Origin of the sequence: Pseudomaricurvus albidus (genome assembly GCF_018863235.1) — a bacterium.
GTDB lineage: Bacteria > Pseudomonadota > Gammaproteobacteria > Pseudomonadales > Cellvibrionaceae > Pseudomaricurvus > Pseudomaricurvus albidus.
On record NZ_JAHKRS010000006.1, the window covers coordinates 25,782 to 50,843 of the forward strand.

Consider the following 25,062-nt stretch of genomic DNA (forward strand, 5'->3'; position numbering starts at 1 on the left):
TTTAGTCAGCTTGCGCAGGCTGGCGGAGTTGCCTGGCCAGAATATGGCTCAATTTAACGCCTACAACAATAACGCCGATGGGTTTTCCATTTTCCTGAATGGGAAGGGATATCTGTATGGAATTTAGACCGCTGCTTTGGTCGTACTCCATGGATCCTACATAGCTTGATCGTTTTTCAATGAAAATGGATTGCCATTTCATTTCATCCCCTTGCCAGTAATCGCTGGTTAAAGGGTATACCGCCACATTGGCACCCTGTTCGTCGATTAGCAGCAGTTCTGTAAAGCTGGGGTTTTGTGTCGCTATGTTGGCGAGGTATTGACTGGCGGGGGAGCTTAGCATCGCTTGTTTGAAGGGGGTATTATCGCCAGAGTTCACCCACACTTTGTCGCGTTGCTGAATAATCGTTTGGCTAAGATGTTTTTGATTCTGAACCGACACCGCATTCACCACGATGGGGTGTTTGGCTATAGTCTCAATACGTTGTATCTCCTGGCTCAAAACTGTACGGACTGTTTCCTGATCCCATTTGATCTGGGCCGCCTCGGCAGATGACAGGAGGACGATACTGATTGCCACACAGATCAGACTGACCATTGCATTGGTATATCTTGAGAAACTATTGCCGTAAGCCGAAGATTCAGTAGCCTTGGTGGTGAGGGTAGTGATCGCCAATTGTTATCGCCCCTTGCTGGAGTTTTAATACCGAGCTGTTGGATCAGTTATTTGGGCTTTTTGCTGTTCTTTCTGCTGTTGCTTGGGTTACTGGAGAATGATTCTTTGAAGTATAGCAGTAACCCAAGAAGCAGAGCAGATACGGTCTTGGAGGGTAGTTATGGAGTCTTTACAGCCCTTTTAGCAAATTTTCGAGATTGACCTGGTCAGTCACGAAATTTCGGATTCCCTCTGACAGTTTTTCAGTCGCCATTGGATCATCGTTCATGGCAAATCGGAATTCTGCTTCTGTAAAAGTCTGTTTTGGTATCAATGTGCCTAAATCATTCTCCGTCAGTCGCTGCTTTAAGTCGCCCTCATCCTGTGCCAATTCTTCCAACAGTTGGGGACTGATTGTCAGGCGGTCACAGCCAGCGAGCCCTTCAATTTCACCGATGTTGCGGAAGCTGGCTCCCATCACGATGGTGTTGTAATTGTGTTGTTTGTAATAGTTGTAGATTTTCGACACAGACAATACACCTGGGTCGGTTTCCGAGGTGTAGTCCTGAACCTCGGTATTGGCCTTGTACCAATCCAGAATACGGCCGACAAAGGGCGAAATTAAAGTCACACCGGCTTCGGCGCAGGCGACCGCCTGCGCAAAGTTAAACAGGAGGGTCAGGTTGCATTGAATACCTTCTTTTTCCAGCACTTCAGCAGCACGGATACCTTCCCAGGTTGATGCAATTTTGATCAGGATGCGTGACCGGTCAATGCCCCGTTCCTGATAAAGGTCTATAAGATGTTTGGCTTTGGATATGGTGGCCTGAGTATCAAAAGACAATCTGGCGTCAACTTCGGTAGAAACCCGACCTGGCACCAGCTTGACGATCTCTGCGCCAATCGCCACGGCCAGATGATCACAGGCCTGGGCGATATCACCGTTTGCTTTGTCCATCGACTGTTGTAATAAAGGCGCGTATTGGGGCATTTGTGCGGCTTTGAAAAGCAGAGAAGGATTGGTGGTGGCATCCAGTGGCTGATAGCGGGCGATAGCGTCGATATCACCTGTGTCGGCTACTACATCGGTCATGGATTTGAGTTGGTCAAGTTTACTGGTCATAACTGGATCCTGTTCCCTGCTGGCCTTTAATCTTTATGTATTTAATCACGTAATTCGGACAGGCAACAGCCCAAATCCGTGTTTGATTGGGTACAATGGCGTTTTAGTTAACAGTTACAAATGGAGGTTTTATGAGACTGGGTCTATGGCTGTCAGCGCCATTGTTGGTGTCGGTTGTAAGTGGTTGTACCTGGGTGAAATCTGAACCTGGTGCTTTTGATGTGGATCTTAAAACCGCTCAAGATGTGATCAATTGTCAGAAGCTTGGCAGCGCTACTGCGAACACTAAAGACAGTATTGTATTTGATCGTAACGCCGATAAGGTCGCTATTGAACTGCTGACTCTGGCTCGTAATGAAGCGGTCAAACAGGGTGGGAATGCTGTTGTGCCTACCAGTCAGGTAGAGGGTGGTCGACAAACCTTTGCCATCTACAAGTGCCCCTGATGGTTTCTGCGACTCTTTTTCTTGCTGTCCCCTGCGGCAGAGGAATTGAGTCAAACACATACAGATGAAAGCAGCTTTGTCTGACGGGCAGACCCGTATTGACGGTTTTATTTTAACTCGTGAATGGGATGATGCACCTGTATCGTCCCGTTTCGGTAAGCTACGTCAGTTGCAGCTGCAATTCTGGCTGGTCACGGATGATAAGCCGGTTCGCATTATTGTCGACAGACAGACCGCTGTATTTTTTCTCCCTGCTGATCAGCTTTCAGATGCCGAAGCCATTCTTAATCGACATCTTGGGCAGTCTGCCCGACATCCTTCCATCGCTCCTGTATGGGAAGCAAAGCCACTGAATTTAAAAAGTTTCGAGTTCCAGCCTGTTGTTGGTTTGTATTTTCGTGAACAGCGAACTTTGTATCGGGCACGTGAGGCATTGATCAAACAGGGATTAACTCCGTTTGAATCGGATATCCAACCCACTGACCGTTTCTTGATGGAGCGTTTTATAACGGGTTCCATGTCAGTCGAAGGGGAGCTGGAAAGAGAGGGGGGCATCGCAGTGATGCGTAATCCCCTGATATCAGCAGGGGATTATTCACCCGACTACGGTGTTATGTCTCTGGATATAGAAACATCGATGACCGGTAACCAGCTTTACTCAATTGGTGCCATCGTTGCCCGTACGGATGCCGATCCTGAAGATACTGTACAAATCGTATTCATGGTGGGTGATGCACCAGAAGAAAGTGTACGGCAGGGCGTAGAGATACCTGATTATCTGCGTTTTTGTCAGGATGAAAAAGCACTCTTGAGAGAGTTCCTTTCCTGGTTTGAAGAGCAGGATCCGGACATTCTGGTGGGTTGGAATGTCATTAATTTCGACTTGCGTTTTTTACAGCAAAAAGCCGACGAGCTGGGTATCCGTCTCACTCTGGGACGATCTAAACAGCGTATTGACTGGCGACAATCCCGCAACGACGAAGAGCATTTCACACTGGTGGTTCCCGGCCGTTTGGTGATGGATGGTATTGATACGCTCAAGTCGGCCACCTACAGTTTTGAAAGCTTTTCGCTGGAGTCTGTTGCCAGGGAGTTCTTACAGCGTGGCAAGTTAACCGAGGATGTGGATCATCGCGGTGAGGCCATCACTGAACAGTTTCATAACGATAAAGTGGCTCTGGCAGCCTATAACCTGGAGGATTGCCAGCTGGTATGGGAGATTTTCCTTAAAGCGAAGTTGATCGATTTTGGCGTTGAGCGTGCTCGCTTGACCGGGCTCGCGATGGATCGTTTTGGTGGCTCTGTGGCCTCTTTCGATAATCGCTATTTGCCTCGTCTTCACCGGCGTGGTTTTGTTGCGCCGATGTTGGTTGAAAGCCCGGTGGGTGTCGGCAGTCCGGGTGGTTATGTCATGGATTCCATTCCGGGTATGTACGAGCATGTACTGGTACTTGATTTCAAATCTCTGTATCCAAGTATCATCCGGACTTTTATGATCGACCCTCTGGCCAGAGTTGCCGGAAGAGAGTTTGAGGCTTCGCAACGCGGTATTGATCGGGAACCCCATTGGGACCGGGAAGAAACTGACAATGTGGATTGCTCGGTTTTGGTCCCTGGTTTTAATGGCGCTGTTTTTCTCAAATCTCAGGCGTTATTACCTAACATCATCGGTGAGTTGTGGGAGGCCCGGGACAGGGCCAAACAGCAGAAAAACACTGCCATGTCCCAGGCTATTAAAATTATCATGAATTCCTTTTATGGCGTACTGGGAACCCCGGGATGTCGATTTTTCGATTACAGATTGCCCAGCTCGATAACCCTTCGAGGCCATCAGGTATTGAATCAGTCTCGCCAGCTGATTGAAGAGGCTGGACATCAGGTTATCTATGGCGATACCGATTCGGTTTTCGTGTGTCTGGGGGGAGTTGAAGGATTAGCCTTGGATGAAATTGGCCGAAAGGGTAAGGCGCTCGCAGATTTTTTGAATCAATGGTGGCGAAAAACCTTACAGGATAAATACCAGGTGGAAAGTCATCTGGAAATCGAGTTTGAGACCCACTACAGCCGGTTTGTCATGCCGACCATACGGGGTGCTGATACCGGTAGTAAAAAACGCTACGCCGGACTGGTGGAAAAGCCGGGTGAAGCCGGGCATCTTGTTTTCAAAGGATTGGAGGCCGTCAGGACAGACTGGACTCAACTGGCACGGGAATTTCAGAGAGAGTTATATCGCAGGGTGTTTGAACAGGAGCCCTACGAGTCCTACATTCTGGAACTGGTTGAAGCGGTCAGAAATGGGGAGCTCGACGACAAGCTGGTCTATCGTAAGCGCATTCGACGCAATCTGGATGAATATGTCCGCAACGTCCCCCCTCATGTACAAGCTGCCCGTAGAGCGGATCAGTGGCTGGTGGAGCAAGGCCATCCTCCTCGTTACCGGAGAGGGGGATGGATCCAGTACGTACTGACGTTGAATGGACCGGAGCCCATTGAGCATGTGACGACAACCTTGGATTACGAGCTTTATCTGGAACGTCAGGTGGCACCTGTGGCCGATGGCATTCTCCATTTTTTGAACACTTCCTTTGAAGAGATTGTGGACCAGCAGCTTGGGTTGTTTTAGCCGGTGTTTTACGGAGGCTAATTAATTGCAAGGGTTTTAGTGTCGGAGCATGTCAGGCTGTGTATTATCTGAGTCAAACAATGCATGGGCAGCGGTAAAAAATACATCTGAGGAATATCATGAACCCAATCGTTTTGTCGCAACATACGTTTAAGAGAAGATTCTCATCCTTGTATTTGGGGTTAATGAGTCTGTTTTGTCTGCTTATAGTTTCTGGGTGTGCCACCATGTCCCCCAGCTTTGAAGAGCCCCAGATTGAGGTCTTGTCCATCAAAAGGGCGCCTTCAGAGGGCATGGAACAGCGATTTCTGGTGGGCTTAAAAGTGACCAACCCCAATAGCCGTGCGCTGACTATTCAAGGGATGAGCTATAGTTTAAGCATTGAAGATTACACTGTTGCCAGCGGTGTCAGTGCTGATGTTCCTAGGGTTGAGCCCTACGGAGAGGCTCGTTTTGAGTTGCCTGTATCCACCAGTTTGCTCAACAGTATCAGGTTGTTAAAGCACCTTCTGGAGCTGAATAAGTCCTCTCTGGCTTACCGTCTGGAGGCCAAGCTGGATCTTGGCATACCGCTGATGCCTAAAACCAGCGTGGTCGAGGAGGGGAGTGTGCAGCTGGGTCAGTTGCAGTAATCTGTGTCGAAGGTGTACGACCGAAACCGTTTTGTGAGGCCGTCTCGCTAAAAGCGAATATGGAAGGTAGGGTATATAAATCAAACTTCTATACAATAGAGGTACATTCGGCGTTTTGTCCGATGCCAGAAAGGGGAAGACTCATGGCAATGAATCAAACAGAAACCACAGAACAATTAGTAGCTTCCATCAAGGAAGTGAAAGCTTTGATGCACACCGCTCTTGATGATAAACAGCGTGACTTGTTGGGCGGGATCCTTGAGTCCATGGGCGGCGGCCACAAGCCACCACCACCGGAGGTCATAGAGCCAGAAGCCATTGAGAGCCTTGGTGAGCAGCTGGATGAGCATGCCGTAGAATTTGAAACGGAGCATCCCAGACTGGCTCGCGCCATACGAGAAGTAATGGATTTACTGGCCAAGATGGGCGTTTAATGATTGGCCGGCAAGGCCCTGGTCTCTCAATCGGTTTGTTCCGCAATATGATCGAGAACCAGGGCGGCCATTCCTTCACTTTGTCCAAAGTACTTCAACAATTGCACGTTCTTGTCGGTTAACACATCCATGACCTCGGCTACTTGTGCGGGAATGTCTTTCTCGACATGGCGACCCTGATTGAAGAATAACGGATAGACATCAATATCGGTTATTGAGTCGGGCAGGCTTCTACAGGCTTCCAATAATGTTGGTGGTGCCTGTTCCAAAAGTGCTGGCAGAACCAGGCTGTATCTCCCGTTTTCGCCCGAGGCGGTTTGGCCAACCTTCTTTACAAGATTGAAAAACTCTTCATTGGCCTCGGTCCGGCGACTGCCGTGTGCCATTATAATCAGTGCTCGTTCACGAGATGAATTCATCATATTGATCGTTTCAGTAGAGGTAGGGTGGTGGTCACGATGTTTATGAGCATCTATAAAACATCGTCTGGATGAAAGTCGTAATTCCCCTGATTGGCGGTACGGTTTTTCCTGACCGTTTGTATGGCTTTTTGGGCCTGAATCTGCCAGATACTGTGATGCTTGACCGTTTCAAACCCTTTGGCATAGAGCTGTTTGGCAATGGCGGATCTCGCAGCCAGTCCTTGCTCTTTGGTTTGATAGGGGCCCTGTAGTTTGCTCAGTTCGGCTGGTTGAGACGCTATCCCTGACATGGCCACAAGAGTATAAGTCTCGTCCTCATTTGGCTTAAGGTACATCTCTATTCGCCAGCGGCGTTTATTTTCCAGCACCAGTGTGGAAAAGTCAGGGTTTGTGTCGTATTCAAGTTTCATTTTGCCAGTATAGCGTTCTGAGTAACCAGTTTCAGCCTTACACAGAGGGTGGTGCCAAAGCCTCGTGGGCTGCCTGATAAACCGGTCTGCGATTCATGCGTGCAGCCACGTAGTGCTCGTTGAAGACTGTGAAGTAATTCAGCAATTTACGCGTATTGTCACTGTCCTGGGCAGCATGAAGACACAGAGCTCCGGCCTCAGCCGTTGCCAGTCGTCCGGCTTCACAGGCTTGGCGTACCTTATAGTGACCCAACTCTCCATCTAGTGAATCTATTGCAGTATTTAGATCCAGTAGGGGGAGTTGTTTTAGCCACTGGGACTGTGAATACATTTTACGAGCCTGTTTCCAGGTGCCGTCCAGGAGAATAACCGTTGCTATCTGTTTACGCTGGTTAGCATGGTATGGATGACTTTCAATGATTCTTTCTTCCCCCTCTCTCGGAGGAAATACCAACTGACAGTGACGCTTCGGGTCATTGATGAGCTTTATCAACGCTGCCGGCGGCTGAGTTCGGTCCCACAGGAAGGCATGGGTTTGATCTGGGAACAGATCAGCGATCAGACGCCCGGTGTTGGTTGGCTTAAACACTTCATCCCGATGCATGAGCAGGACAAATTCAATAGCAGTTTGACCTGGTTGGCGCCAGGGACATATGCAAGTCATTAAACCGAGCAGGCATTGTGAACAGCGTTTAAGGGATATACCGCGAGCGTTAAAGGCCCGGGTCGATTGGCTTTCACAATACTGTCGCAGCTTGTCGACAGCATGGGGAGTGAAATGCGGAGTGACTGTGGCCGGGCTTTCAGGTGACTTCATCGGAAACTACAAGCAGGTTTCAGGATTCAATGGCGTCTGGGTATAGCTGTCTCCACATCTCAAAACCGCCATCGATGCTGTGGGCATTGGTAAACCCCTGCTCTTGAAGGAATAGGGTGGCTTGTTGACTGCTGTTGCCGTGATAACAAAATACCAGGGTTTCAGCTTGTTTGTCGGCGGTTTCGAGGAATGTAGGGAGCGAATTGTTATCGAGGGCGATAGCCCCAACAGGATGTCCCGCCTGGTATGACTGTGGGTCACGTATGTCCACAATCTGGCATGAGACAGACTGTGTTAATTCATATGCTTTTTCGCAGCTGATTCGGCTGATCTTCATTGGGGAACCTCTGAGTTGCACAGCATGATTTAAAGCGATGGCACATTATACCACGAGTCTTATCAGCAGAAGTCCCTATCATTTCGCAAGTAAGCAGAACTGTAGCCGGAAGTGGTTCAATGAGCAGAAGTTAACCCGCTCAGAGAAAATTGTAATTATATGTTAAGAGGTGTCTCAGATGTGGCATTGAAGGCCATATTTAACCTATTTTTAATGCACAAAGTGAGTAGAATGGATGGGTTAAATAGATTGCGGGTTATATATGTTTGGTTATGCCCGTTACAAATCGATAAGAATAACGTTAAAACACTTAAAGCTTTCCGGAGGCCATACATGCCGTTTTCTCTGCAAGTTCTGTTTTATAAGTCCCTCATGCTCATGACTAAATGTGTGATGAAGTTTGTTCCCGATGCAAAGCCGACCGTATTGAGCGGAGAGGGGGCTTCTCTCAAACTCGCGGGAACCATCAGTCAGCTCGGTCTGAAAAAAATATTGATTGTGACTGATGCCATGTTGGTAAAACTGGGTGTTATTTCTCCAGTTGAAGAAGCCCTGAAGGCCCAGGGTGTTGATGTGATCATCTATGATGGCGTTGAACCAGATCCATCATTTACCGTAGTTGAGGCGGGTCTGGAGATGCTTAAACAGCATGAATGTGACAGCGTTCTGGCTATTGGTGGTGGTTCTTCAATTGATGCGGCCAAGGTCGTCGCTCTGGCTGCCAGTAACAATAAATCACCGCGTCAACTGGAAGGTCGGTTTGTTGCCAAACTTCCTGCGCTGCCGTTGTTTGCCATTCCCACCACTGCCGGCACCGGTTCTGAAGTCACGGTAGCCGCTGTCATTTCTGATCCTCAGGCAGGGAATAAAAAGCTGGTTCTCGATCCTAAACTGGTTCCAATGGCGGCGGCGTTAGATCCGAAAATCATGGTGGGTTTGCCACCAGCAATAACAGCTGCAACAGGTATGGATGCCCTGACTCACGCAGTGGAAGCCTATCTTTCAGAATTCGCCACAAAAGAGACAGATGCTTATGCGCTGTCTGCAACCAAAATGATCCTGGATAATCTGGAAGCAGCCTATAACGACGGCGGCAATCTGGCCGCAAGGGAAGCGATGGTGATGGCTTCTTACTACGCGGGTCTGGCTTTCACAAAAGCCTTTGTTGGCTATGTTCATGCAATCGCTCACCAGTTCGGCGCCAAGTATCACACACCTCATGGTTTTGCGAACGCATTGGTGTTGCCTCACATTCTGGAATTCTCAAAAGATCGCGTATCGGGACGTTTGGCATCCCTTGCCGTGGCTTGCGGGCTGGGTGAGGCGTCAGAAAACGAATGGGCACTGGCTCAAAAGTTTATCGATAAGGTATGGGCAATGAACGAGGCCATGGGAATTCCTAAAACCCTGGATGCGCTTCAGGTGCATGATATCCAGGCTATTTCTGAGGCTGCTATGCATGAGGGTAACTACACCTATCCTGTGCCAAAGTACATGCGACTCGAAGAGTGTCAAGACATACTCCGTAAGTTGCTTCCTGTTACAGACTAGCGTTAATGGTTGTTCAAAAAATTGACTGAAGAAGTTTAGATGTAAGGCGGTGAAGTGAAGAATACGCAACTGGAAGTACTGCAATCCGCTCTGGAGGGATTGAAACGGGGGCTTGACGTCACTTTGGTCACAGTGATTAAAACCTACGGTACTTCGCCACGTCCTGTCGGTTCATTATTGGTTGTTTGCAGTGATGGATCATTTTGTGGCTCTGTTTCAGGCGGTTGTATCGAGGATGATCTGCTCGAAAGACTGACGTCTTCACCACCCGTTCAGTTCGAAATCAGCACCTATGGAGAGACTGAAAAAGAACGGCACCATTTCGGTTTGCCCTGTGGTGGAACTCTTGAGGTGTTGCTTGAGCCCTTAAAAGGCCAGTCTCAGCAATTGCAGGAATTGGTGTCTGCGTTGGAGTCTCGCCAGACGGTTGCCCGAACCGTCAATATTGGTAAAGCGATAGAGGGTTCTACTCCTCAAGTCTCGATCCGGGCATGGGAGCCACAAGACCGCCCGGAATTTCGCAATGGTATCTGGAAAAATGTTCTGGGCCCGGTTTGGCGTCTTTTAATTATCGGCGCGGGTCAGACCTCTGCTTATCTAGCGGAAATGGCTACAGCTTTGGGATATCGAATATTCGTTTGTGATCCTCGGCCACAATATCGTCAAAACTGGAGTGTGAAGGACACAAGCTTTGTTGACGGTTATCCTGACGATGCCGTACGCAGCCTTCAGCCCGATGAAAGAACAGCGATCGTGGCGCTGACTCATGATCCTAAACTCGATGATCTGGCACTTTTGGAGGCCTTAAAGTCTCCGGCATTTTATGTTGGCGCCCTGGGTTCATTTAATACCAATCAAAATCGCCGTCGTCGCCTGCAGCAGCACTTTGACTTTTCCAATGCCGAAGTCTCCGCACTTCGCGGCCCGGTGGGATTGCCCATAGGCAGTAAGACACCACCAGAAATTGCCGTTGCTATTTTGGCGGAGTTGACGGGCTTGCGGCATGGAATTGATTTAAATGCCTCACTGGCAAAAACTGTGGAAACCGCATGACCGTGGTGGCGGGGGTCATTCTGGCTGCTGGCCGGGGCCGTCGCTTTGGTGGCGACAAATTACTGGCCGAGATTAAGCCGGGTTTGTCGGTCATTGAGTGTTCTGTGGCCGCAGTATCAGAGGCAGTATCTGAGTATGTTTGTGTTGTTCGACCCGATGATTTGCCGCTACAGAAACACTTAACGAAACGGAATATTCCCTGGATTATGGCTCTGGCCGCGGATGATGGTATGAGTCAAAGTCTGATTGCCGGTGTATCGCATTTTCCCAATGCTGATGGCTGGTTGATCTGCCTCGGGGATATGCCATATCTCAAAACTGAAACCTGCCGACGCTTGTGTGGTCACTTTCAGGAGCTTAGTGAAAATCAAGACACCGCGAGCATTGTGACCCCAGTGGTCAGTTCTTCCGATGAATACGGAAAGCCTTTGTTGAAGCGAGGCAATCCGGTTTTGTTCAGTCATCATTTTAAGCAGGAGTTACAACAGCTGACTGGCGATGGGGGAGGTAAGTACCTTTTATCAGCCCACCGGAATCATGTGGTCAGGGTGACCGTGAATGACCCCGGTATTTTGAAGGATATTGATACCCCTGAAGACCTCAAATCCTAATTGCTTTCTGTGTCAGTGGTCTGGATTTTTTTCAGCGGCTCAGTCAGCAGGTCAAAGCTCCGTGGGGCAACATACTGCAACAATTCCTTACCTTCTGAATATAAAGTAACGTCCAGGCCTTTTTCCGGATAGAGAAAGTGTTCGACACCTTCCTGACTGTGAATCCTTTCCGCCTCAGAACCGAAACGGCCGAGAATAACGGATTCATCGAGATTGGCCGCTGGCACGAGACTGAGGCTTTGGACTGGCCAGTGCTTGATTTGTTCGAAATCGGCTGTGGCTAAAACAAATTTACGTGAGCCGGTGTCTATGTATTCTGAGCTGGCGGCACGCGCCTGCATTTGATACAGGGTGTCATCATCGGCGTTAATTCGCGCAATCAGTTTTCCTTTTATTGGGCCGGCTGAGAAGTAACCATAATAGACTTCGAGGCCACTGTTATCCTGCTGATCGCTGATAATGGCAATGTCGTGATCAGGGCCCAGCAGGTTTAACAGTTCTTCGACGGTTGTTTGTTCTAGAGTGATGCCAAAAACGGTGGAAGTCCCGTTGTTGTGAGTTTCAATTTGCCAGGGCATGGATACCAATGGCTGTTTCTCCGTGGGTGGCTTTTCCAGACTGGAGCTCAGAAACAGCCAGGTGATACCGGCAGCCAGCAGAATGATTGGAAGATAAATTTTCAATTTTTTCATAGTTAAGTGATGCTTTTTGAGAGGGCAAACGGGTTCTGGTGTAGATGATTCAGTAATTAGCGACGCTTTTTATTGGAGCGTGGTTTTCCACTTTTAGACCGATGGCTGGTGCCATTTTCAGGGCCAGCCTTTTGCTCTGAATGACTACCAGAAGCTTTTGTGACTGAGGAGTTCTTTGATCTGGAGCTCTTTGATTTCTTGGGTTGTTGTGACGCTTCTTTTTCGTCATTGTTGCGCGGCTCACGACTGCCTTGCTTGAATCGTTGTTTGCGCGCTTCTTTTTCAGCCTCTTTGGCAGCCAGAGCTTCCGCCACTTCGATTTTTTCCTGCTCGACCATGGCGGGTGTTTCCAGTGTGATGGGGCCAAGAGCTCCCGATCGCAGTTCATAAATCAGAACTTCACAGATTTTGTGCAGGTTTACCCGTCCACCGCTGGATAATGCGCCTCGCCGAGCAGCCGCCATTTCAAGGAATTCAAGCTCAGTATCGGGAATGTTTTCCAATTGAAAGCGATCTTTCAGGCGCTCGGGATAGGCTTTGATCAAATAGTCTGCAGTAAAAAAACCGACGTCATCGTATTCCATGGCCGTATCTTTGATGGCCCCGGTGGCTGCCAGGCGATAACTGCTCTTGGGGTTTTCGACTTTGGGCCAAAGAATCCCCGGGGTATCCAGCAGCATAATGCCACTGCCCAGATTGATCCTTTGCTGGCTTTTGGTCACTGCGGGCTCATTACCTGTCTTGGCGATGGTTTTTCCTGCCAGCGTATTGATCAGTGTCGATTTGCCTACGTTGGGTATGCCCACGATCATAGTGTGGATGGTTTTTACACTGGCGTCTTTTTCGGGCAGCATTTTGCGGCACAAGTCGATCAGCGAGCGCATCTTGCTGGGTTGTTCAGTACTGATGGCCAGCGTCTTGACGTTTTTCTCTTTCTCAAGATACTCCTGCCACTGCTGGGTAGTTTCAGGATCGGCCAGGTCTGTTTTGCTCAGGACTTTGATGCAAGGCTTGTCGCCACGCAATTGAGCTATGGACGGATTTTCACTGGAAAATGGGATGCGCGCGTCGAGAACCTCGATCAGAAGATCAACCTGAGGAAGAACCTCCTTAATCTCCTTTTGGGCCTTGTGCATATGCCCGGGATACCATTGAATTGCCATAGAAAACTGTGCCTTAGCTGGAATGCTCTGAAAGGAGGCCGTCATTGTACTGGGATGAGGAAGAATTGTTAATCTGAAGCTGAAAAGGGGCCTGTTAGTGTAGTATTCCCCCCGAGTGGAGTATGGACAGTCGTTTATGAACAGTACAGATAGCGCAACCGGTATGGGGGCAAAGTTGATATCGGCGTCGGGAGTGTCGCTATCACAGGCAGGTTTTGGCTCCGAAGACGCTGAACTGGCCATTTATCTTGCCAATCGTCCGCCATTGGATGATTACCCACTGCTGGATCATGTTAAACCTCTGCTTCCGGGGGAGTTGGCTCATATTGTGGCTAACACCAGCAACCACTGGAGAAAGGTGTTTAATGTCTACGCCAAATTTTTGCAGGCTTTGGCCTGGGATGAGGCGGATGAGGCGGGTACTTGGCAGAAATACCGTGATAAAGGCTTACTTCAATCAGGGTGTCGCGAGGCGCTGCTGTTCAGTTCTCCCGTCTTTACCCAGGAGCTATCCACCGAAGGGTGTCAGAGCAAAATCAGCATTGTCGCCGGTAAAACCTATGCAGCCCAGCTGGCGTTACCGACGTTGACCTGGCTGGATGCCTATTTCGCCATCAACCGCGACTACAAGGTCATCGTTTGCCCATATCTTGATTATCGCCAATTAAGTAATGAACGTATCGACAGGTTGGCAGGGCTTGTCAGGGAGTTAAGCGATGCCCGCTGAAAGTTCAAAAAACAACCGGCCTAAATTTCAGGTGCCCGCCAAAACGGTTGAGCTTGAGTATGAAGTTAAAAAGAGTCGATTTATTGCCCGGGCTGTGCGGGCTCAAAATCGGGAACAGGCTCTGGCGATACTGGAACAAGCCCGGAAGGACTATCCTGACGCACGCCATCACTGCTGGGCGTATTTGATTGGTAATCCCCGGTCTCCTGCGACGGTTGCCATGTCCGATGACGGCGAACCCAGTGGCACGGCAGGCAAGCCAATTCTCAATGTACTGCAGCACAAGGATGTTGGCGATGTGATGCTGGTGGTCATCCGGTATTTTGGTGGCATCAAATTGGGCGCTGGTGGATTGGTGCGTGCCTACAGTCACGCCGCTCAGCTGGCTATGACCGATTTAACCACCGAGACCCTGATTCCTCTCAGTCAGTGCCTGATCAAAGGCGGGTTTGAAATAGAGCAGCCCTTGAGGCACTGGCTGGATCAGCGTGGTGGCGGAGTGTCTTCCGTGGAGTATGGCCAGAACATCTGCTGTCAAGTCGAGCTTCCCGACCTCGAGCAGGAGGCTCTGCAACAATTTGTACAGGGGCTTGGGGCTGAGTTCCTGACGTTGGAATAGTTGGCATATAGTTCCATGGGCTTGGCTCTGGAGTGTGTGGATACAATTGCCAACCACAATCGAAATCGCCATACTTCGACTTCTTTGGCAGGGCCTCTATCCGCTATGCCATATTACTTATCAAGTTTAGAGAAACCTCAGGAAATACCATGTCTATTAGTCAGGATAAAGTTGTCTCATTCCACTACCGATTGAAAGAGGAAGGTGGGGAGATTTTTGAAGATTCCCACGATGGCAGTCCTGTGCTGTATCTTCATGGCCATAATTCCATGTTGCCGGGGCTGGAAGAGGCTCTGGAAGGCAAGGCTGCAGGTGATAGTTTTGAAGTCACACTGGATCCCGATAAGGGATACGGCCGTCGTCAGGAAGGTGCAGTTCAACGTGTGCCGAAGAAGCATTTGCTGACCAAAGGGAAGATCACTCCCGGACAGGTGGTTCAGATCAATACTGAGCATGGCGCCCAAGAGGCCGTAGTCATCAAGGTCGGCCTGAAAAACGTCGATATTGATGCAAATCATCCGTTAGCAGGGAAGACCCTGGTATTTGCCGTCGAAGTGCTCGAAGTTCGTGATGCTACAGCTGAAGAGTTGTCTCACGGTCATGCCCATGGCGAAGGCGGCCATCAGCACTGATGAGTGATGCATTGAGCGGGCAGGTTCAGGATTCCGATGGTTAAGAAATACACTCTTATATCTTTGGGCTGGCTCAGTGTCGTGCTCGGGGTCATTGGAATCTTTCTGCCAATCATGCCAACAACACCTTTTATACTGTTAGCGGCATGGTGCTTTGCAGAATCAAGCCCGCGCTTCCACAAGTGGTTGCGCGACCATAAGCATTTGGGGCTTATCGTACGTTCATGGGAGGATGGCAAAGGCATTCCCCTCAAAGTGCGTAACCGTATTATCTTTCTCTTGTGGTTCAGCTTGTGCTTTTCTACATTTCTTATTCAGATCTGGTGGGTGGGTGTGATCTTTTTCCTGGGTGGGGCTGCGGTCACCATTTATTTGATGAGGCAGCCAATTCTGGATGTCGAGGAAGCGGAGCTAAGTGAGCGCCTTGAACAAAAACGCCTGGAATCTTCTTCATCTTCAAGCGTTTCTGATGCGGACAACCAACGGTAATCTCGTCGTTAGTGTTTCCAGAACTCTTGTGTGATATCCACGCTTTGGGTGTTATCGCTCAAGCTCAAAATTTGATCTTCGATATTGCAGTGTAAAATCATGTTTCGTTGTGCCATTTCGCCCAGTTGCTGGATGGCTTCATGATTGAGGTTGATGACACTGAGGTTGTCAAAACGCTTTGCGATATTTTGGGTCTGTTCCCACCACAATTCTGCTGAATGACCACTGTAGCAATAGATTCTGACAGCCTGGGCTTTGCCGCAAGCTTGACGCAGGCGTTTCTCATCGGGCTGTCCCAGCTCAATCCATAATTCTGTTTGATCGCTGTAATCTTTAACCCAAAGGTCTGGCTCGTTATCGGTACTGATACCTTTTGTGAAATTCAGGCGAGGTTCAGCGTTCAGGGCAAATACTGCAAGCCTTGCCATCATTCGCTGATCTGTTTCAGAAGGGTGACGGGCAAGGGTCAGGTTATGTTCGTCATAGTAATAACGGTCCATATCCGCAATGTTCAGAGTTGCTTTGAAAACAGTTGCTTTAAGAGCCATGGTATACCAGCAGCGGATTAGTCTTGAGAAGAAGCGTTGGCAATGGCCGAATATGGGCCAATGACTTACACTCAGTGGAATTATTGTACCTTGTTTGATGTCCTAGGGTTTGAAAAAGTTTACGTATTAAAAAGTCGTTACCAAAGACTTTGAATACAGAGCTTTCAATCATTCGGGATTAATTTCCCGGTCACGAGCTATCAGGAGTTTGGAATGCAAATATTAAGGAATAAATACACTTTACTGACAGTGTTTTGGTGTTTTTTGTCGGCAAGTCTTTTCGTTGCTCAAGCCCATGCTGAAATAAAGGAACCCCATGTTTCCAGTACAGCAACCGGTATTATTGAAGCGGTTCCAGATATCGCCATTATGAGCGGCAAGGTCATGGTTCAAAGTAAAACTGCAGATCAGGCTGTCTCAGAAGCTCGTAAACAACTGGATAGTGTTATCCGCTATATCAAGAAAGAAGGTATAACTTCAGAAGATCTACAGGCTGCTCAGGTTTTGGTTAATCCTGTCTGGCATTATCAAAAGGATAAGCCCCGCGAGTTGAGTGGTTACCAGGCTTACGCTGATTTTTCTCTTAAAGTCCGTGATATCAACAAGCTGTCCGGCCTGTACGGCGGTCTGGTGAAAGCCGGTGCTTCTGAATTGAGTCCCACCAGCTTTGATTTCAGTCTGCGGGAAGATCTCGAGCTCAAAGCCATAGAAAAGGCGGTTCAACAGGCCAGGAAAAAAGCTGAGGCAGGTTTAAAACCTCTTGGGCAGAAGGTGGGCGATGTGTGGTCCATGAATGTTGATACGCGTTGGCAACAGCCTCCAGTGTACAAAATGTCGCGCATGACTATGGCTGAGTCCGCTGATATGGGCTCCGCGCCTGAAGTTAACGTGGGTAATCAGACTATTCAGGCGACTGTATCAGTGACTTTTAAGGTCAAATAACCTTTTATTTGAGGTTGAAGTCATTAGTCAGATGCTATTATGCCAAGGCTCACACGAACTAAGATATACAGGGACTAAAGTCCTCCTCGTGTGAGCTTTGATGGATCAAGTAACGCTTCCAGCTCGTCTACCGATAAGTCTGTATGCTCTTTCGCGACGTCAATAACGGGGCGCTTTTCCTTGTAAGCCTGTTTTGCGATTTCTGCTGCTTTATTGTAACCAATAATAGGGTTCAGGGCCGTGACCAGAATCGGGTTGCGATGCAGGGCTTCCTCGAGCTTGTCTTGATTAACCGAAAAGCTGGCAATGGCTTTGTCGGCCAAATGATCACTGGCATTTGCCAGCCATTCGATGCTGTTTAACAGGTTCATGGCAATCATCGGCAGCATTACATTCAGTTCGAAACTGCCGGATTGCCCACCTACGGTAATGGCCGTATCGTTTCCCATCACCTGAGCAGCTACCATTGCCACCGCTTCCGGAATGACAGGATTTACTTTGCCCGGCATGATGGATGAGCCCGGTTGTAAGGCTTCCAGCTGGATTTCACCCAGTCCGGCCAGAGGGCCTGAATTCATCCAGCGCAGATCATTGGAAATCTTCATCAGGCTTACCGCCAGGGTTTTCAGCTGGCCGGATAATGCCACCGCGGTATCTTGTGTACTGATGGCAGCAAACAGGTTGTCAGCTGGGGAAAAGCTCAGTCCGGTAATTTCTGACAGGGCTTGATTGAATGTGCGTGAAAAGTCCGGATGTGTATTGATGCCTGTACCTACGGCGGTGCCGCCCTGAGCCAGGTGCTGAACTCTGGTCTGCATGTGCTGCAGTTGTTCGATATTTTGACTAATCTGATTGCTCCAGGCACTCAAAGCCTGCTCCAGAGTGATGGGCATGGCATCCATTAAATGGGTGCGGCCGGTTTTGGTGTATCGAGCCAGGCTGTGCGATTTACTGTCTATGGTTTTCTGGAGATGTCGAAGAGCGGGTAGCAGGTATTCCTCGAGCTGCATTGCGGCGCTGACATGAATTGCGCTCGGAATCACATCATTACTGCTCTGCCCAAAGTTGACGTGGTCGTTTGGTGAAACGCTCTTGTTGAGTTTTCTGGAGGCAAGGGTCGCAATGACTTCATTGGCGTTCATGTTGGTACTGGTGCCAGAGCCAGTCTGAAAAACATCCACGGGAAAGTGTTTTTCCAGGTCCTTCGACTGACTGAGTTCGTCGCAACTGATGATGATTGCAGTGGCAATGTCTTCTGAAAGGCAGTCCAGTTGCAAGTTGGCTTTGGCGGCTGCGGCTTTGATTTGAAGCAATGCTTGCAAAAAACTGTGTGGCAAAGGACGTCCACTGATCTTGAAGTTGTTAAGGGCTCGCTGAGTTTGAGCGCCATAGAGCGCATCTGCAGGGACTTCCAGTTCACCCATGCTGTCATGTTCTTTACGGGTGTCACTCATATAAATGTCTCGTCAGGGTTGCTGCATTTCCTATTCAGCATAGCAGTTACACCGTTGGTTTTTCGACCATGGCGCAGGGAGCTGTTAGAGTCTGCTTCGGTTGAGACGCAACCGGGAGTCAGGTGGTGAAAAGGTGGGGGAAGGGGCGGGCACTGCCTCTGTCAGCTCGTGCCCAGGGGGTATTAGTACTGAGAGGCAGGCAGGTGGACAGTAAGTCCGTCCATATCTTCAGTGACAACGATCTGGCAGCTTAAACGGCTGTTTTCCTTTGGCTCCACCACGGCTTCCAGCATGTCTTGTTCTTGCGGTTCGGGGGCTGGAATTTTGCTGACCCAGGCTTCATCGACATAGCAGTGGCAAGTTGCGCAGGCACAGGCTCCGCCGCACTCGGCGAGGATTCCATCAATCATGTTGTCGACAGCACCTTGCATAACACTTTCACCGACGGCAACGTCCGCTTCGTAGTGATTTCCGTTAGCTTCAATGTAGTTAATCAGTGGCATGGTTACCTCTTAATGGTATCTATATATGTTTATTTTGTTGAGTCTCCGCAGGACTTGGAATCCGGCGGAGGTATTCTACGGTATTTTTACGTGCCTGTGATGGGGTTTCTGTACTGAAAACGAGCTCGATAGGCTCGGGGGGTTAAACCGGTCTTTCGTTGAAACAGGCGACTGAAAGAGCTGAGGTCATTATAACCCACTTGCAGCATGATGGTTTCAATGGTGCCGCCACTGGTCTCGAGCAGTCTTTTGGCAGCATCAATACGCAGGTTTTGCAGGTATCGGTTGGGTGTTATATCCATGACTTGCTTAAATCTGCGGATCAAAGTTCGGGAGCTGACATTGAGGTGGGTTGCCAGCTTTTCCAGGGCTCCGGGTTCTTTCATGTGTACCTGAAGCCAGGTTTGGGCATCAGCAACGAGTGAATCGTTATGCTGAAGCTGTTGCTGCAGGGTCAGATAGGGGGTCTGTTCGATCTGATTGTTGTCGACCAACATCAGCTTGGAGGTCAGAGAGGCCACCTGCTGGCCCATATACCTTTCGATCAGTTGCAGTGCCATGATCGAGTCCGTGCTTCCCGCTCCGGCGACTATGACATTATCGGAGTTCACCAGCAGTTGGTTCACATCCAGAGTGATTTGCGGATAGAGACGTTGAAACAGGTCCGCCAGCCACCATGTGGTGGTAGCTCGTTTTCCGTCCAGCAACCCGGATTCTGCCAGTAGAAATGTACCGGTACACAGGGCCATAACCAGCGCACCTTGCTCGCCGCGCTGCTTTATCCATTGGATCAGCGGGCGCTGCCTTTTGAGGTAGTCAGGAAACTCTTGTTTGTTGCTGTATTTTGAGGCCGCGACCATGATTACGTCAGTCTCGGTGGCATTTTGCAGCGTGGTGTCGACAGCAATTCGAACATTTGTGGCGGTACGGATAGGCTTCCCATCTACAGATGCCAGTTGCCAGCGAAAGAGGGCCTCCTGGGTGTCGTAGCGCTTCTGCCATTGCAGATTGGCAATATCCAGCATGTCCATGAGATTACTGAAACTTGAGGTGCGGCATCCGTCGTAAACGGCAATCGTGATAGAAGGCATAGTGATAAATTCTTTTTCGGGGAATGACCGAGCAACCAAACTGGTTTGAGTTTATCCTGAAGCTTCAATTCGAAATAGGTGGTAATTGGACAAAAGTGTCTGAATTGGTGGAAAAAATGCTAAAAATGACAGGGGTTGGAGGCTTTAACTGGTCAGATGGGGCCAAAGAGGTTGGATTATCCCGGAGCAGAACAAACCGATCTGCCCGGGATTACCCGCTGCCCATGAGGAGCATGTGGGTGAGGGAGTTACTCCTCGTCAAACATCTCTGGCTGTTCTTCTGCGATCACACTGAGCAGAGGCTGGAAGCTAAAAAAGCCGGCCAGCTCACTGCCTACGGTCTCGCGAGTGATGCGGGCGCTCTCAGGACTGATCAGCTTGGGGGTACCGGCGGCTTCTGCCATCAGTTGTGCCTGACAGGTGCGTTCCATGGTGATGTACCACCAGGCAGCAGATTCTACGCTTTCACCAACGGTTAACAGGCCGTGATTCTGAAGAATGGCCGCTTTGTTATTACCCAGCGCGGAAGCAATACGCTCGCCTTCGCTCATATCGAGAACAACACCGGTAAAATCATCAAAAAGAACGTGATCTTCGTAAAATGCGCAGGAATCCTGGGTAAGAGGGTCGAGTTTACGTCCGAGGCTGGCCCAGCTTTTGCCGTAGACAGAGTGGGTGTGAGCTGCTGCGGTGACATCGGGACGGGCTTTGTGAATGTGTGAGTGAATGGTGAATGCCGCGCCATTTAACAGACCGCTACCTTTTACTACCTGACCGTCATGATTCACCAGCAGGAGGTCAGACATCTTCATTTGTTTGAACGACTTACCCATTGGGTTAACCCAAAAGTGGTCAGTTTGTTCTGGATCACGGACGGTAATGTGACCGGCCACGCCTTCATCAAAGCCAAACTTTCCGAACAGGCGAAATGCGGCAGTCAGCATGCGTTTGCGATGCAGGCGCTGTGCTTCAACGGTTTCGCCCTCGCTCATAGACGGCATGTTGTCGCCAGCATTCATCACGATATTGTTTGTTGCAGTATTCATAACCTTTCTCCGCTATGTGACTATCGCCAATGGCGATATTGATTGTTATGTCACTCAGTCTAGTTTGTCTCGGAGGTATCGACTGTAACCTATATGACAAACGGTAAAATAAGTGCACCCATGATGTGACCAGAGTTTTGTTGTAATCGGTGTTAGAATTCGCCCCTTGTTTGTTGGCAACTGCTCCCAAAGACGCTTTTCAGGCAGCGAACTGGCTGTCTGTAGTGGGTTTTTAGGGGGATGGAATAAAGTCAGAGAGTCATTATGGGTGATTTACAGGCGGGCGTTTACCGTCATTACAAGGGGCAGGATTACCAGATCTTTGAGGTGGCCAGACACAGCGAAACGGAAGAGCCGCTGGTGGTGTATCGCTGCTTATACGGAGATTACAGCTGGTGGGTAAGGCCGCTGAGCATGTTTAAGGAGACTGTCACCATCGATGGTGAAGTCATCCCTCGTTTTGAATACGCGGGGGCTTTTGATCCGGCCGATTATCCTCAGGCACCCGTTCGAGAGTTTATGGCATGATATGGGCCTGCCCACTCTGTAGAGCCGTTTTACAGGAAACCGAAACAGGTGCCTGCTGTGGGGCAAATCATCGTTTTGATCGGGCCAGGCAGGGCTATTTGCACTTGCTTCCTGCACACCAAAAGCGCAGTCGGGCTCCAGGTGATGATCGGCAAATGTTGCAGCAGAGGAGAGAGTTTCTGCAGGAAGGCTTCTACGAGCCATTGGCCAAGCTGCTGCAAGAGCAATGGGTTGGTTTAATGGCCCGTAGCGATGAGCCGATGATGTTGCTCGACAGTGGTTGCGGGGAGGGGTATTACCTCGGGAGGTTGCAAGAGGTGTCAGAGCCCTGCGCTGATCGCGTATCCCTTTATGGAATCGATATCTCCAAAGAGGCTGCGAAATTGGCCTCAAGAGCGCTTGCTGGTGTAGATGTCGCGGTTGCTAGTGGTTTTCAGCTACCGGTTCAGGACGCTTCTTTGAATGTAGTGCTGCGGGTCTTTTCTCCCGGTGACAATGAGGAGGTAGCTCGAGTGCTGAAGAGTGGCGGTCAGTTTTGGCGAGTCGTACCCGGAGAGAACCATTTGATTGAATTAAAGCAGTGTCTCTATCGTGAGGTCAGGCCCCATGATTTACCTGAAACACCTGACGGCTTTGAGTTGTTGGGGCAGGAGTCATTAAAATTCTCGCTGCATTTGGGAACCCCTGATGCTGTTAAGCAATTGCTGGAGATGACCCCTTTTGTCTGGCGGGGCAGTCGGGAAGGTAAACAGCAATTGCAGAGCGCAACAGAGCTTGATGTAACTGCAGAGTTTGTACTGCAAAAATATGGTGTCTCAAACGTCAGGGATCAAGTATGAGCGCCTGCGGTACTGAACCGATGTCTCAAGACAGGCATTGGATGAATGCGGCTCTTGAATTGGCGAAAAAGGCCGAAGATTTGGGCGAGGTGCCTGTGGGAGCTGTGGTTGTCCTGAAGGATGAGATAATCGGGCAAGGATGGAATCAGCCTATCAGTGGCTGTGACCCTACTGCTCATGCTGAAATCATGGCGTTACGCAGCGCGGCAAAACAACAAAACAATTATCGCCTGCCCGACGCAACTCTCTATGTCACGCTGGAGCCTTGTACCATGTGCGCAGGGGCTATCATTCACAGCCGTATAAAACGTGTTGTCTTTGCCGCTCCTGAACCGAAAGCCGGTGCTGTCATCAGTAATGGTTCCGTTTTTGATCGTCCGGAAATGAATCATCGGGTGGAATACACTGGCGGTGTGGGACAAGAGGAGGCCGTGGGTATGATACAGGCCTTCTTTAAACGCCGACGTGAAGAAGCCAGGGCCGCGCGGAAGGCGCGCAAAGCTATAGATCATAAAGAAACTGAGTAGCGGGAAGTCTTGTCAGGTTGGAGCAGTCTTCAGCTGATTACAGCAAGGATGTAGACCGCTCTGCGTTGTTGTTTCTGTAGGCCGCGTTTGTTGCAGTAATTTCGTCGTTGGACTGCTGGGCAGCGGCCAGACGGCGCTGCTGAATCTGTTGGTGCCAGGCAATTGTGTTGTGAAAATTGCGGATATTCCGAACGTACTCCACCGGTTCCCAGCCGCGTGCGTAACCGTGACGGGTGGTGCGGTAGTATTGGCGTTTGGCCAGTAACGGCAAGTGTTTGCTGACATCTTCCCATTTGTCGGGGTTGCCACCCATGCGCTCGGTAAGCACTCGGGCGTCTTCCATGTGGCCGAAGCCAATGTTGTAGGCGGCGAGTGTAAACCAGGTGCGATCAGGTCCCTGAATGCCTTCGGGAATTCGATCAAAAATCTTTCTGAAATATTTTGCACCACCAGAGATGCTCTGCTCGGGATCAAGGCGGTTAGTGACACCCATTTCCTTGGCGGTAACTTTGGTCAGCATCATCATGCCGCGCACGCCAGTGTGAGAGCGCGCGCGTGGGTTCCAGTGTGATTCTTGATAGCTGATTGCCGCCAGTAACTGCCAGTCGAGATCAAATTCCTGAGCAGCAGTTTGAAGGGATTCCTGCCACTTGGGCAGGCGGGTTTCCAGACGACGGGCAAAGGTAGTGGCACTGCCAGCATCCATCGTATGCATATCGCTGTAGAAGCGTTTGTTCATGGCGGCCAGTCGGCCATCGTCTTCGGCTTCGGTCAGGAATTCATTGGCGCGATCAAACAGGCTATTGTCTGAGCTTTTGGGGAAGGCCCAGGCAAGAGACTTTTCATTGTCGGAAATGGAAAATGCCTTGCGTGCGCGAGGGTAGAGATTGCGGCTCAGTTTGTAAGAGTTTGAATCTACTACGGCGTAATCCACAGCCCCGTTATCTACCAGTTCCATCAGATCGATCATTTCCAGATCGGACTGCTCGTGCCAGCGGAGTTCGGGGTATTGTTTTTGCAATTGGCGCATGCGTTCAGCGTGAGCGCTGTTGGAAATAACCAGAATGCTTTTCCCGTACAGATCTTCAATGCTGGTAGGGCGCTTACTGCCTGAGCGGTACAGAAGTTCCTGGGTAACCGTCATATACGGCTTGGTAAACCGAATATTGTCGGCGTGTTCTTTGGAAATGCTCAGACCTGCGGCGGCCAGTTCGCCACGATAGCTACCGACAGAGTTGAAGATGCCCCTGAAGTTTTCTTCTTCAGTAATTTCCAGCTCAACACCCAGTGAGTCTGCGAAGGCTTTGGCCAGCTTGTATTCATAGCCATCCAGTCCCTGGCGACCCTCGTAATAGGTGGTGGGACCATTGCGGGAAATAATCTTGAGCTTGCCTTCGGTGAGCACCGTTTCCAGTGCAGTAGGTGTGTGACTGGCAGACACCAGCAACGGCAGACAGGCAACCAGACCCAGTTTGGTCAGGCTGCGAAGATTACGCAGATTGTAAAGGCTCAGCTTGCGATCTTGCATTCGAGTCTCCCGCTTTAGGTTCACATCCTGTGGTGGCCTGTCCCTGCGACTAAAGTCTCTCTGGTTTCCTGGACAATTTTTCTTAAACTGTCGGTCAAGCGTACAGATTGCTCGTTTGGGCCCTGTTCGTTTGATAATGAATCCTGAGAGGTCAAACCATATCTATCTTTCAGAAAGGTGTTCTGGAGTAGGGAAATTGTCCTACATTGTTCCTGAATAGAAGGTTAATAGTCTGGCCAGTACAAATTTTGCGCGATTCTACCGGTTAATCCCGTGACCTGCTAGATTGTTTTTCCTTTTTAATTGTAGTAAGAAAATGTAGCGCTGGGCGACAAATGTGAATTTATTTGTGACTGGCTGGCCGCAAAAAGTTACTCAGCTGGCTGTCCTTGGGAGTTGACCTGCATAAAATCTAAGCTGTAGCGTTAGTTGTTACTTCGGTATTAATAATTGATTTGTAGATTGAAAGACGTGGGCTTTTGTTGCTGCCAGACGTTGGGATATCCAGTACAATAGCGGCCTTTTTCGAGCTGTAGATGCTTCTGGCGCAAAGAATGGCTTCATTTGAGGCTTTTCCTGCATCCAGAGACGCTATTCAGAGGCAAGTTGACGTAAAAATG

The 25,062-nt window shown here is 49.6% G+C and carries 29 protein-coding genes and 1 pseudogene; 16 read left to right on the plus strand and 14 right to left on the minus strand.

All coding sequences use genetic code 11. The features are described from left to right. Position 1: 1 nt before the first annotated feature. The gene (locus tag KOI40_RS11110; protein WP_216097601.1) at positions 2–676 is read right to left on the minus strand and encodes a PDC sensor domain-containing protein; all 675 of its coding nucleotides are present in this window, start codon (positions 674–676) and stop codon (positions 2–4) included. A 169-nt stretch (positions 677–845) separates the two neighbouring features. Further along, positions 846–1,778, minus strand: coding sequence for a transaldolase (gene tal, locus KOI40_RS11115; protein ID WP_216097602.1), 933 nt, complete (start codon positions 1,776–1,778; stop codon positions 846–848). A 131-nt stretch (positions 1,779–1,909) separates the two neighbouring features. Between tal and KOI40_RS11120 the strand changes: the two genes are divergently transcribed. From KOI40_RS11120 to KOI40_RS11135, 4 genes are all read left to right on the plus strand, one after another. After that, the gene (locus tag KOI40_RS11120; RefSeq protein WP_216097603.1) at positions 1,910–2,224 is read left to right on the plus strand and encodes a DUF4156 domain-containing protein; all 315 of its coding nucleotides are present in this window, start codon (positions 1,910–1,912) and stop codon (positions 2,222–2,224) included. 64 nt (positions 2,225–2,288) lie between these two features. Next, complete coding sequence (locus KOI40_RS11125) at positions 2,289–4,847, plus strand: DNA polymerase II (RefSeq protein WP_216097604.1); 2,559 nt, start codon at positions 2,289–2,291, stop codon at positions 4,845–4,847. Between the two features lie 227 nt (positions 4,848–5,074). After that, positions 5,075–5,479, plus strand: a complete 405-nt coding sequence (locus KOI40_RS11130; RefSeq protein ID WP_216097605.1) for an LEA/WHy family protein — start codon at positions 5,075–5,077, stop codon at positions 5,477–5,479. Positions 5,480–5,622: 143 nt separating this feature from the next. After that, a complete protein-coding gene (locus KOI40_RS11135; RefSeq protein ID WP_216097606.1) occupies positions 5,623–5,913 on the plus strand; it encodes a DUF4404 family protein in 291 nt (96 codons plus the stop codon). Positions 5,914–5,939: 26 nt separating this feature from the next. On the opposite strand, the gene KOI40_RS11140 is transcribed toward KOI40_RS11135, so the two are convergent. From KOI40_RS11140 to glpE, 4 genes are read right to left on the minus strand one after another with little or no spacing between them, the layout of a single operon-like run. Beyond that, the gene (locus tag KOI40_RS11140; protein WP_216097607.1) at positions 5,940–6,335 is read right to left on the minus strand and encodes a sirohydrochlorin chelatase; all 396 of its coding nucleotides are present in this window, start codon (positions 6,333–6,335) and stop codon (positions 5,940–5,942) included. Positions 6,336–6,385: 50 nt separating this feature from the next. Then, a complete protein-coding gene (locus tag KOI40_RS11145; RefSeq protein ID WP_216097608.1) occupies positions 6,386–6,745 on the minus strand; it encodes a PA4575 family protein in 360 nt (119 codons plus the stop codon). A 37-nt stretch (positions 6,746–6,782) separates the two neighbouring features. Next, positions 6,783–7,562: a tRNA-uridine aminocarboxypropyltransferase gene (locus tag KOI40_RS11150; RefSeq protein ID WP_216097609.1), complete on the minus strand. Its 780-nt coding sequence runs from the start codon at positions 7,560–7,562 to the stop codon at positions 6,783–6,785. Between the two features lie 19 nt (positions 7,563–7,581). Further along, positions 7,582–7,899 carry a thiosulfate sulfurtransferase GlpE gene (gene glpE / locus KOI40_RS11155; RefSeq protein ID WP_216097610.1) on the minus strand — a complete coding sequence of 106 codons (318 nt, stop codon included), beginning with the start codon at positions 7,897–7,899 and terminating at the stop codon, positions 7,582–7,584. Positions 7,900–8,079: 180 nt separating this feature from the next. On the opposite strand from glpE, the gene KOI40_RS11160 reads away from it, so the two are divergent. The 3 genes from KOI40_RS11160 to KOI40_RS11170 are packed head-to-tail and all read left to right on the plus strand — an operon-like array spanning position 8,080 to position 11,114. Next, positions 8,080–9,450 carry an iron-containing alcohol dehydrogenase gene (locus tag KOI40_RS11160; RefSeq protein WP_369413180.1) on the plus strand — a complete coding sequence of 457 codons (1,371 nt, stop codon included), beginning with the start codon at positions 8,080–8,082 and terminating at the stop codon, positions 9,448–9,450. Positions 9,451–9,504: 54 nt separating this feature from the next. After that, positions 9,505–10,503: an XdhC family protein gene (locus tag KOI40_RS11165; protein ID WP_216097611.1), complete on the plus strand. Its 999-nt coding sequence runs from the start codon at positions 9,505–9,507 to the stop codon at positions 10,501–10,503. Further along, on the plus strand, positions 10,500–11,114 hold the full coding sequence (locus KOI40_RS11170; RefSeq protein WP_216097612.1) for a nucleotidyltransferase family protein: 615 nt from the start codon (positions 10,500–10,502) through the stop codon (positions 11,112–11,114). Before KOI40_RS11165 ends, KOI40_RS11170 begins: the two co-directional genes overlap by 4 nt. Here KOI40_RS11170 and KOI40_RS11175 read toward each other — a convergent pair. Together KOI40_RS11175 and ylqF are read right to left on the minus strand one after the other, a co-directional pair. Continuing rightward, a complete protein-coding gene (locus KOI40_RS11175; RefSeq protein ID WP_216097613.1) occupies positions 11,111–11,806 on the minus strand; it encodes a hypothetical protein in 696 nt (231 codons plus the stop codon). The two genes, KOI40_RS11170 and KOI40_RS11175, sit on opposite strands and share 4 nt — an antisense overlap. Before the next feature lie 56 nt (positions 11,807–11,862). Beyond that, entirely contained in the window at positions 11,863–12,969 is a 1,107-nt protein-coding gene (gene ylqF / locus KOI40_RS11180) for a ribosome biogenesis GTPase YlqF (protein ID WP_216097614.1), read from the minus strand. A 136-nt stretch (positions 12,970–13,105) separates the two neighbouring features. Here ylqF and KOI40_RS11185 point away from each other — a divergent pair, with 136 nt between their 5' ends. From KOI40_RS11185 to KOI40_RS11200, 4 genes are all read left to right on the plus strand, one after another. Further along, positions 13,106–13,696, plus strand: a complete 591-nt coding sequence (locus tag KOI40_RS11185) for a DUF6942 family protein (protein WP_233710210.1) — start codon at positions 13,106–13,108, stop codon at positions 13,694–13,696. Then, on the plus strand, positions 13,686–14,315 hold the full coding sequence (locus KOI40_RS11190; protein WP_216097615.1) for an IMPACT family protein: 630 nt from the start codon (positions 13,686–13,688) through the stop codon (positions 14,313–14,315). The genes KOI40_RS11185 and KOI40_RS11190 overlap by 11 nt, the downstream gene beginning before the upstream one ends. A gap of 149 nt (positions 14,316–14,464) precedes the next feature. After that, positions 14,465–14,947 carry an FKBP-type peptidyl-prolyl cis-trans isomerase gene (locus KOI40_RS11195; protein ID WP_216097616.1) on the plus strand — a complete coding sequence of 161 codons (483 nt, stop codon included), beginning with the start codon at positions 14,465–14,467 and terminating at the stop codon, positions 14,945–14,947. Between the two features lie 36 nt (positions 14,948–14,983). Beyond that, complete coding sequence (locus tag KOI40_RS11200) at positions 14,984–15,436, plus strand: YbaN family protein (RefSeq protein WP_216097617.1); 453 nt, start codon at positions 14,984–14,986, stop codon at positions 15,434–15,436. Between the two features lie 8 nt (positions 15,437–15,444). On the opposite strand, the gene KOI40_RS11205 is transcribed toward KOI40_RS11200, so the two are convergent. Then, positions 15,445–15,984, minus strand: a complete 540-nt coding sequence (locus KOI40_RS11205) for a YaeQ family protein (RefSeq protein WP_216097618.1) — start codon at positions 15,982–15,984, stop codon at positions 15,445–15,447. A 213-nt stretch (positions 15,985–16,197) separates the two neighbouring features. On the opposite strand from KOI40_RS11205, the gene KOI40_RS11210 reads away from it, so the two are divergent. Beyond that, entirely contained in the window at positions 16,198–16,926 is a 729-nt protein-coding gene (locus KOI40_RS11210; protein WP_216097619.1) for an SIMPL domain-containing protein, read from the plus strand. 74 nt (positions 16,927–17,000) lie between these two features. Here KOI40_RS11210 and KOI40_RS11215 read toward each other — a convergent pair whose 3' ends face one another. From KOI40_RS11215 to KOI40_RS11230, 4 genes are all read right to left on the minus strand, one after another. Then, the gene (locus KOI40_RS11215) at positions 17,001–18,380 is read right to left on the minus strand and encodes a class II fumarate hydratase (protein ID WP_216097620.1); all 1,380 of its coding nucleotides are present in this window, start codon (positions 18,378–18,380) and stop codon (positions 17,001–17,003) included. A gap of 182 nt (positions 18,381–18,562) precedes the next feature. Then, positions 18,563–18,883, minus strand: coding sequence for a 2Fe-2S iron-sulfur cluster-binding protein (locus KOI40_RS11220; RefSeq protein ID WP_216097621.1), 321 nt, complete (start codon positions 18,881–18,883; stop codon positions 18,563–18,565). Positions 18,884–18,969: 86 nt separating this feature from the next. Then, complete coding sequence (locus KOI40_RS11225) at positions 18,970–19,974, minus strand: GlxA family transcriptional regulator (protein WP_216097622.1); 1,005 nt, start codon at positions 19,972–19,974, stop codon at positions 18,970–18,972. Positions 19,975–20,222: 248 nt separating this feature from the next. Further along, the gene (locus KOI40_RS11230) at positions 20,223–21,020 is read right to left on the minus strand and encodes a class II aldolase/adducin family protein (protein ID WP_216097623.1); all 798 of its coding nucleotides are present in this window, start codon (positions 21,018–21,020) and stop codon (positions 20,223–20,225) included. A gap of 264 nt (positions 21,021–21,284) precedes the next feature. Between KOI40_RS11230 and KOI40_RS11235 the strand changes: the two genes are divergently transcribed. The 4 genes and pseudogenes from KOI40_RS11235 (at position 21,285) to tadA (ending at position 22,914) form a co-directional block, all read left to right on the plus strand. Next, positions 21,285–21,548, plus strand: coding sequence for a DUF1653 domain-containing protein (locus tag KOI40_RS11235; protein ID WP_216097624.1), 264 nt, complete (start codon positions 21,285–21,287; stop codon positions 21,546–21,548). Next, positions 21,545–21,670: pseudogene (locus KOI40_RS18895) on the plus strand (putative RNA methyltransferase); the annotation flags it as partial. The gene KOI40_RS11235 and the pseudogene KOI40_RS18895, both read left to right, overlap by 4 nt. 33 nt (positions 21,671–21,703) lie before the next feature. Next, entirely contained in the window at positions 21,704–22,387 is a 684-nt protein-coding gene (locus KOI40_RS11240; RefSeq protein ID WP_216097625.1) for a methyltransferase domain-containing protein, read from the plus strand. Between the two features lie 20 nt (positions 22,388–22,407). Continuing rightward, on the plus strand, positions 22,408–22,914 hold the full coding sequence (gene tadA, locus KOI40_RS11245; RefSeq protein ID WP_216097626.1) for a tRNA adenosine(34) deaminase TadA: 507 nt from the start codon (positions 22,408–22,410) through the stop codon (positions 22,912–22,914). A 37-nt stretch (positions 22,915–22,951) separates the two neighbouring features. Here the strand turns inward: tadA and mltF are convergent, their stop codons facing one another. After that, complete coding sequence (gene mltF, locus KOI40_RS11250) at positions 22,952–24,442, minus strand: membrane-bound lytic murein transglycosylase MltF (protein WP_216097627.1); 1,491 nt, start codon at positions 24,440–24,442, stop codon at positions 22,952–22,954. Positions 24,443–25,062: the final 620 nt, after the last annotated feature.

Coding starts and splice junctions, on each gene's coding strand:
- tal (WP_216097602.1), bottom strand. CDS start 1,778: ATGACCAGTAAACTTGACCAACTCAAATCCATGACCGATGTAGTAGCC.
- KOI40_RS11120 (WP_216097603.1), top strand. CDS start 1,910: ATGAGACTGGGTCTATGGCTGTCAGCGCCATTGTTGGTGTCGGTTGTA.
- KOI40_RS11125 (WP_216097604.1), top strand. CDS start 2,289: ATGAAAGCAGCTTTGTCTGACGGGCAGACCCGTATTGACGGTTTTATT.
- KOI40_RS11130 (WP_216097605.1), top strand. CDS start 5,075: ATGTCCCCCAGCTTTGAAGAGCCCCAGATTGAGGTCTTGTCCATCAAA.
- KOI40_RS11135 (WP_216097606.1), top strand. CDS start 5,623: ATGGCAATGAATCAAACAGAAACCACAGAACAATTAGTAGCTTCCATC.
- KOI40_RS11140 (WP_216097607.1), bottom strand. CDS start 6,335: ATGATGAATTCATCTCGTGAACGAGCACTGATTATAATGGCACACGGC.
- KOI40_RS11145 (WP_216097608.1), bottom strand. CDS start 6,745: ATGAAACTTGAATACGACACAAACCCTGACTTTTCCACACTGGTGCTG.
- KOI40_RS11150 (WP_216097609.1), bottom strand. CDS start 7,562: ATGAAGTCACCTGAAAGCCCGGCCACAGTCACTCCGCATTTCACTCCC.
- glpE (WP_216097610.1), bottom strand. CDS start 7,899: ATGAAGATCAGCCGAATCAGCTGCGAAAAAGCATATGAATTAACACAG.
- KOI40_RS11170 (WP_216097612.1), top strand. CDS start 10,500: ATGACCGTGGTGGCGGGGGTCATTCTGGCTGCTGGCCGGGGCCGTCGC.
- KOI40_RS11175 (WP_216097613.1), bottom strand. CDS start 11,806: ATGAAAAAATTGAAAATTTATCTTCCAATCATTCTGCTGGCTGCCGGT.
- ylqF (WP_216097614.1), bottom strand. CDS start 12,969: ATGGCAATTCAATGGTATCCCGGGCATATGCACAAGGCCCAAAAGGAG.
- KOI40_RS11185 (WP_233710210.1), top strand. CDS start 13,106: ATGAACAGTACAGATAGCGCAACCGGTATGGGGGCAAAGTTGATATCG.
- KOI40_RS11190 (WP_216097615.1), top strand. CDS start 13,686: ATGCCCGCTGAAAGTTCAAAAAACAACCGGCCTAAATTTCAGGTGCCC.
- KOI40_RS11195 (WP_216097616.1), top strand. CDS start 14,465: ATGTCTATTAGTCAGGATAAAGTTGTCTCATTCCACTACCGATTGAAA.
- KOI40_RS11200 (WP_216097617.1), top strand. CDS start 14,984: ATGGTTAAGAAATACACTCTTATATCTTTGGGCTGGCTCAGTGTCGTG.
- KOI40_RS11205 (WP_216097618.1), bottom strand. CDS start 15,984: ATGGCTCTTAAAGCAACTGTTTTCAAAGCAACTCTGAACATTGCGGAT.
- KOI40_RS11210 (WP_216097619.1), top strand. CDS start 16,198: ATGCAAATATTAAGGAATAAATACACTTTACTGACAGTGTTTTGGTGT.
- KOI40_RS11215 (WP_216097620.1), bottom strand. CDS start 18,380: ATGAGTGACACCCGTAAAGAACATGACAGCATGGGTGAACTGGAAGTC.
- KOI40_RS11220 (WP_216097621.1), bottom strand. CDS start 18,883: ATGCCACTGATTAACTACATTGAAGCTAACGGAAATCACTACGAAGCG.
- KOI40_RS11225 (WP_216097622.1), bottom strand. CDS start 19,974: ATGCCTTCTATCACGATTGCCGTTTACGACGGATGCCGCACCTCAAGT.
- KOI40_RS11230 (WP_216097623.1), bottom strand. CDS start 21,020: ATGAATACTGCAACAAACAATATCGTGATGAATGCTGGCGACAACATG.
- KOI40_RS11235 (WP_216097624.1), top strand. CDS start 21,285: ATGGGTGATTTACAGGCGGGCGTTTACCGTCATTACAAGGGGCAGGAT.
- KOI40_RS11240 (WP_216097625.1), top strand. CDS start 21,704: ATGTTGCAGCAGAGGAGAGAGTTTCTGCAGGAAGGCTTCTACGAGCCA.
- tadA (WP_216097626.1), top strand. CDS start 22,408: ATGTCTCAAGACAGGCATTGGATGAATGCGGCTCTTGAATTGGCGAAA.
- mltF (WP_216097627.1), bottom strand. CDS start 24,442: ATGCAAGATCGCAAGCTGAGCCTTTACAATCTGCGTAATCTTCGCAGC.